This is a genomic window from uncultured Campylobacter sp., from assembly GCF_937997465.1.
Lineage (GTDB): Bacteria > Campylobacterota > Campylobacteria > Campylobacterales > Campylobacteraceae > Campylobacter_A.
Window position 1 is genome coordinate 1 of sequence record NZ_CALKTQ010000087.1, and the last position, 5,407, is coordinate 5,407.

The 5,407-nt window shown below is 46.7% G+C and carries 7 protein-coding genes; all 7 read left to right on the top strand.

The genetic code is table 11. The features are described 5' to 3' along the window. Window positions 1–213 (top strand): phosphopantetheine-binding protein (locus Q0546_RS02560; protein WP_298790250.1); only part of this gene is annotated, 213 nt, incomplete at its 5' end. A gap of 2 nt (window positions 214–215) precedes the next feature. Then, window positions 216–467 carry an acyl carrier protein gene (locus tag Q0546_RS02565; protein WP_298790252.1) on the top strand — a complete coding sequence of 84 codons (252 nt, stop codon included), beginning with the start codon at window positions 216–218 and terminating at the stop codon, window positions 465–467. Then, window positions 451–987: a DNA gyrase subunit B gene (locus tag Q0546_RS02570; protein ID WP_298790253.1), complete on the top strand. Its 537-nt coding sequence runs from the start codon at window positions 451–453 to the stop codon at window positions 985–987. Before Q0546_RS02565 ends, Q0546_RS02570 begins: the two co-directional genes overlap by 17 nt. Then, the gene (locus Q0546_RS02575; RefSeq protein WP_298790255.1) at window positions 977–2,665 is read left to right on the top strand and encodes an AMP-binding protein; all 1,689 of its coding nucleotides are present in this window, start codon (window positions 977–979) and stop codon (window positions 2,663–2,665) included. Before Q0546_RS02570 ends, Q0546_RS02575 begins: the two co-directional genes overlap by 11 nt. Further along, entirely contained in the window at window positions 2,638–4,395 is a 1,758-nt protein-coding gene (locus Q0546_RS02580) for a glycosyltransferase family 2 protein (RefSeq protein ID WP_298790258.1), read from the top strand. The genes Q0546_RS02575 and Q0546_RS02580 overlap by 28 nt, the downstream gene beginning before the upstream one ends. Window position 4,396: 1 nt before the next feature. Beyond that, a complete protein-coding gene (locus Q0546_RS02585; RefSeq protein ID WP_298790260.1) occupies window positions 4,397–4,828 on the top strand; it encodes a thioesterase family protein in 432 nt (143 codons plus the stop codon). Further along, entirely contained in the window at window positions 4,803–5,324 is a 522-nt protein-coding gene (locus tag Q0546_RS02590; RefSeq protein WP_298790262.1) for an outer membrane lipoprotein carrier protein LolA, read from the top strand. Before Q0546_RS02585 ends, Q0546_RS02590 begins: the two co-directional genes overlap by 26 nt. Window positions 5,325–5,407 lie beyond the last annotated feature (83 nt).

The following is a 5,407-nucleotide window of genomic DNA, read 5'->3' on the forward strand; positions in this document are numbered from 1 at the left end:
TTAAATTTAGAGGATATGAAGCCAAGCGATATCGACGAGAACGCACCGCTTTTTAACGAAGGGCTAGGGCTTGATAGCGTCGATGCGCTAGAGCTCGGCCTTGCGGTACAAAAAAGCTACGGTTTGGTGCTTGATTCTAAAACCGCAAATTTAAAAGAGATTTTTTACAGTGTAAAAAGCCTCGCGCAATACATCTTTGAAAACAGGAAATAACGATGAAACAGGAAGAAATTTTTGAGATTTTAAAGTCCGCTCTCGTGCAGCTTTTTGAGATCGACGAGGCTAAAATCACGCCGCAAACGCGCATTTACGAGGATCTTCAGATAGATAGCATCGACGCGATCGATCTTATAGATCACATCAAGCGCAAAACGGGGCACCGATTGATGCCTGAAGATTTTAAAAACGTAAAAACGCTCGAAGACATCGTAAACGCGGTGGCTAAAAAATTTGACGGGCAAGCTTAAAATCGCCCTAAGCGTAGTTAGCGTCATCTACCCGTTCGCACTATTTTTTGCGGGCGATTTTGCCTTTTGGGTCGTTTGGGCGCTTGCCGTGCTATGGATAGCTCGCGGAGCGTATTCGAGCGGCTTTGAGAGGAGGCTTAGTATCGCGGCCGCCGTTTTTTTCATGGTTTGTATGATTTTTAGAGGCGGATTTTTAGCGTATCTTTACCCGGTTTTGGTGAGTTTGGTGTTTTTGGCCTTTTTTGCTTTTAGCTTAAAAAACGAAGCCGTCATCACCAAAATAGCAAAACTAAAAGAGCCAAATTTGGACGAAAAAGGCGTGGCTTATACGCGAAATTTGACCAAAATTTGGTGTGCGTTTTTTGTTTTTAACGCCGCCCTCTCGCTCGCGCTAGCCTTGATGGAGAATAAATTTTACTGGAGCGTTTATAGCGGCGCGGTCTCTTACGCGCTGATGGGGGCGCTATTTTTCGGGGAAATTTTGTTTAGAAAGAGATTTATAAAAAATAATGAGCTTTGAGGAAAATTTAAAAAATTTTAGATTTACGGACGACTCTCGCGACGTCTTTGATGCGTGCCTTAGATTTGCCGCGTTTTTAGAAAAAAACGGCATAAAAGAGCTGCAAATTTACATCGATGATGCGTTTAAATTTTATGCCGCGTTTTTGGGCTCGCTTTTGGCGGGCGCCGCACCTTGCGTGCTGGCAAAGCCGATATATGAGGCAAATTTGACCGCCGTAAACGACGAAAATTTTTTAAATTTTCTTGCAAATGCACCCGTAAGTGGGTTTAAATTTGATCCGCAGGCTAAATTTTACCTGCAAACTTCGGGCTCTAGTGGCAAGAGCAAGATGATAGAAAAAACGCTCGCGCAGATGATAAAAGAGAGCGAATATCTAGCCCGCGAGCTAAATTTTAGCGAGCGAAATACCTTTTTTTCGAGCGTTTCGCACAGACATATGTTTGGGCTTACCTTTAAGGTCTTTTTACCGCTGGTGCTGGGCGCGCGCGTCATCGCGGACGAGCTAAACTACCCCGAGGCGATTTTGGGTTTAGACCTTGCAAATCACGTATTTATCGCTAGTCCGGTGCTGCTTAGAACTCTAGCTCAAAGTCCCGCCGCAAGCGCGCTAAAAGGCCTAAGCGGGATCGTAAGTGCGGGTTCGCCGTTAAAAAAGGAGCTAAGAAGCGAGCTGGGCCAAATCTGCGGCGCGCGTATCATCGAAATCTACGGCAGTACGGAAACTGGCATAGTTGCAAAAGACTGCGGCGACGGGCTTAGGCTATTTGGCGCGGTGAACGCCGGGCTGGACGATAGAGGCGCGCTAAACGTGAGCTCGCCTTGGTGCGAGTTTTTTCAGACTAACGACGCGGCGAGCATCGACGAGGGCCGCCTCGCGCTACAAGGCAGGATAGACCGCATAGTTAAATTAAACGACAAGCGCGTGAGTCTGGAGAGTATCGAGGCAAAGCTGCTAGAAAGCGGCTTGCTCGCGGACTGCTACTGCGCACCGCATCCGAAATTTAAACGCATCGCCGCGCTTTTGGAGCTTAATGACGAGGGGCTTAAAAAATTTAGAAAAATCGGCAAAAAAGGAGTTGTAGACGAGCTAAAAGAGCTTTTGAAGCTCGAGTTTAAAAACAGCGTCCGATACTTTAAAATAGTAGAAAAAATGCCGCGAAACCAGCAGGGTAAATTTGAAAAAAGCGAATTTGAAAACGCGCTATTTGCTAGCCCAAAACCCGTCTGGAGCGGCGGGCGCGTAAACGAGGCGGGCGAAATTTACGGCGGTCAAATTTATAAAAGCGGCCAAAATTTAGCGAGCGGCTTAAACTGCGGCGCGGATAATGCAAGCGATATCTGCTCTAAATTTGAGGGGGACGGCGAGCAGCTTGAAAACTCAGCGCAAAAATACGAATTTAGCGCTACCATGCACGCAGGGCTTGAGATTTACGAGAGCCATTTTCCAAATTTACCGCTACTGCCTGGATTTATGCAGCTAGACTACGTCTTTGAGCTAGCTAGCGGCGTCGGTATCGACGTTAGTGGCCTTAATACTGTAGAAAATCTAAAATTTATGAAGTTTGTTAGACCGGGCGATTTGCTTCGCGTTTATTTTGAAAAACGCGGCGGCAAGCTTTATTTTGAGCTGTTTTGCAACGGCGAAAAATGCTCGACGGGAAGGGCTACGCTTTGAATAAATTTGCGTTTTTGGTGCCTTTTTACAACCATCCGCAAAATATCAAAGCCCTGATCGCGGCGCTAAAAACCTACGAGCTACCCGTCATCGTCGTGGACGACGGCTCGGACGAGGCGAGCAAGCAAATTTTGGCGGAGCTTGAGCGCACGGAGGGTATCTTGCTGCTCACGCGCGCGCAAAACGGCGGCAAGGGCATCGCTATGAAGGACGGGTTTAAATTTGCACTGGAGCACGGTTTTAGCCACGTTTTGCAAATCGACGCCGATTTTCAGCACGACGCGGTACTCATCGGCGAGTTTTTGAGGCAGAGCGAGGCACACCCGCAAAGTATCGTCTGCGCAAATCCTATCTACGGCGATGATGCGCCAAAATCACGCGTCCACGGTAGGAAAATCACGAATTTTTGGGTCGCGATAAATACGCTAAGCCTTGGCGTAAAAGACGCCATGTGCGGCTTTCGCGTTTATCCTTTAGAGCAGCTTAAAAAAGCGGCAGCAAAAAGCAAAACAAACAGGATGGAATTTGACATCGAAATCCTCGTAAATGCCACTAGGCAGGGCGTAGATATGCGCTGGATAGATACCTATGTGCGCTACGAAAAGGGCGGAGTATCGCACTTTAAGATGCTACGCGATAACGCGCTAATCAGCCTCATGCACGCAAAATACTTTTTTTCTCTGCCTAAATTTATGCTGAGTAAAATTTGGCGAGCGTGCGGGTTAAATTTGAGCGAAAAGACGTGCGACAAGCCGCGTAAATTTGATGAGGCAAACGAAGCAAACGACGCGCAAAATTTAAAAAAGCCGCAAGAAAACGCCGAGCAAAATCTCTGGTGGAAAAAGCAGGAAAGAGGAGGGGCGTTTTTTCTAAGACTTAGCCTATTTTTGTCGCAAATTTTGCCCGAGTTTGCGCTAAAGCTTATCGTTAAAATCGTAGTTTGGTTTTATTATATATTTTCAAAAAACGAGCGCAAAAACATCGCCGCATTTAGGCGAAATTTAAGCGTTTTTGCAGGCTCGCAGATGCTAAAAGACACGAGCGTTTTTAGCCATTTTGAGGCGTTTGGCGGCGCTATCTGCGATAAATTTAGAGTCTGGAAAGGTAAGATCAAAGATGACGAGCTAGAGATCATTGATCTAGAGCGCATAAAAAGCGAGCTAATCGGCGCGCAAAAAGGGCAAATTTTACTCACGGCGCACCTTGGAAACGTCGAAATTTGCAAGGCTTTGGCTGCGCGGGTCGATGGCTTTAGGATGGTGATTTTGACCTATGACGAGAACTCGCGCAAATTTAACGAAGTGCTGCGCGAAATCAGCAAAAACGACGGCAGCGTGCGCATGATGCTGGTTAACGAGCTCGACGTTGCCGCGATGCTGGAGCTAAAAAATATCGTCGAAAGCGGCGCGCATATCGGCATAATGGGCGACAGGACGCCTCTTGGCGGAGATAAGGCCGCGCGCGTGAAATTTTTAGGCAAGGAGGCCGGCTTTAACTACGGTCCGTACCTCATCGCGGGGATTTTGAGCGTAAAGATAAGCTCGCTGTGGTGCCAAAAGATTGATGGCAAATTTAGAATCGAGCTAGTGCCGTTAGCAAGCGCCGTAAAGCTAGGGCGAGATAAGGCCGCCGCAGCTCGCGAATATCTGCAAATTTACGTCCGCGAGCTGGAAAATCGCTGCAAGCAAACGCCTACGCAGTGGTTTAATTTTTTTGATTTTTGGAGATGAGATGATATCAAAATCAGTCGCGCTAAAGGCGCAGTTTTACGACGTGGACAGTATGAACGTCGTGTGGCACGGCAACTACGTGAAGTATTTTGAGACGGCTAGGTGCGCGCTGCTAGAGGAGATAGGCTACGACTACGAGGCGATGAGAGCGGACGGCTACGCCTACCCGATCGTAAAAATCGAAGCAAAATATATTAAGCCCGTGTTTTTCGGCGACGAGATCGAGGTGGAAGCGACGCTAAAGGAGTGCGAGTGCTTTCTAAAGATCGGCTACATCGTAAAAAGCGCCAAAACAGGCGAGACGCTGTGCACTGGCGCGAGCTCGCAGGCGGCCGTGGATATGCGCGCGATGCAGACGTGCTTTGAAATCCCGCAAGAGCTACAAAATGCAGTAAAAAGGTATATAAATGAAAAAAATAGCGATAATTTTTAGTTTGGCTGCGAGCCTAATGGGGCTTGATTTTAATGAGATAAAATCTCAAATCAAAACGCAAAATATCAGCGGCGAGTTTGCTCAGACGAAGTTTTTGAGCGGTTTTAACGTGGAGTTTAAAAGCTACGGCAAATTTGAACTCAGCCAAAGCGAACTGCTCTACGATACGCTAAGTCCCATCGCGGTTAGCATCGTCATAAACGAGCGCGGGATCTTTCAAAAAAGCGGCAACCAGCTCATAAAAATCGATCAAAATTTTGATAAAAAGCTCTTTTTATCCATCATAAAGCTCGATAAGGCCGAGCTTGAGAAAGAATTTGTCTTTAAAATCTCGGGCGACAAAAGCAATTGGAAGATCGAGCTGACGCCCAAAAATCTGCTGCTAAAGCAAATCTTTACGCGTATTTTGGTCGGAGGCGATAAATTCGTCCGCAAGATCGTGCTAAACGAGGTTAGCGGCGATAAAACGGTAAATGATTTTTACAACGTAAAATGAAAAAATCCGCGCGTTTTTTTATCTTTTTAGCGGCGTTTTTAGCCGCGCTCGCCGTTTGTTTTACAAACGTAAAAAAGATAAAT

Excerpts from the sequence above, each read along its gene's own strand:
- Q0546_RS02590 (WP_298790262.1), top strand. The coding sequence starts at position 4,803 with ATGAAAAAAATAGCGATAATTTTTAGTTTGGCTGCGAGCCTAATGGGG.
- Q0546_RS02575 (WP_298790255.1), top strand. The coding sequence starts at position 977 with ATGAGCTTTGAGGAAAATTTAAAAAATTTTAGATTTACGGACGACTCT.
- Q0546_RS02585 (WP_298790260.1), top strand. The coding sequence starts at position 4,397 with ATGATATCAAAATCAGTCGCGCTAAAGGCGCAGTTTTACGACGTGGAC.
- Q0546_RS02565 (WP_298790252.1), top strand. The coding sequence starts at position 216 with ATGAAACAGGAAGAAATTTTTGAGATTTTAAAGTCCGCTCTCGTGCAG.
- Q0546_RS02580 (WP_298790258.1), top strand. The coding sequence starts at position 2,638 with ATGCTCGACGGGAAGGGCTACGCTTTGAATAAATTTGCGTTTTTGGTG.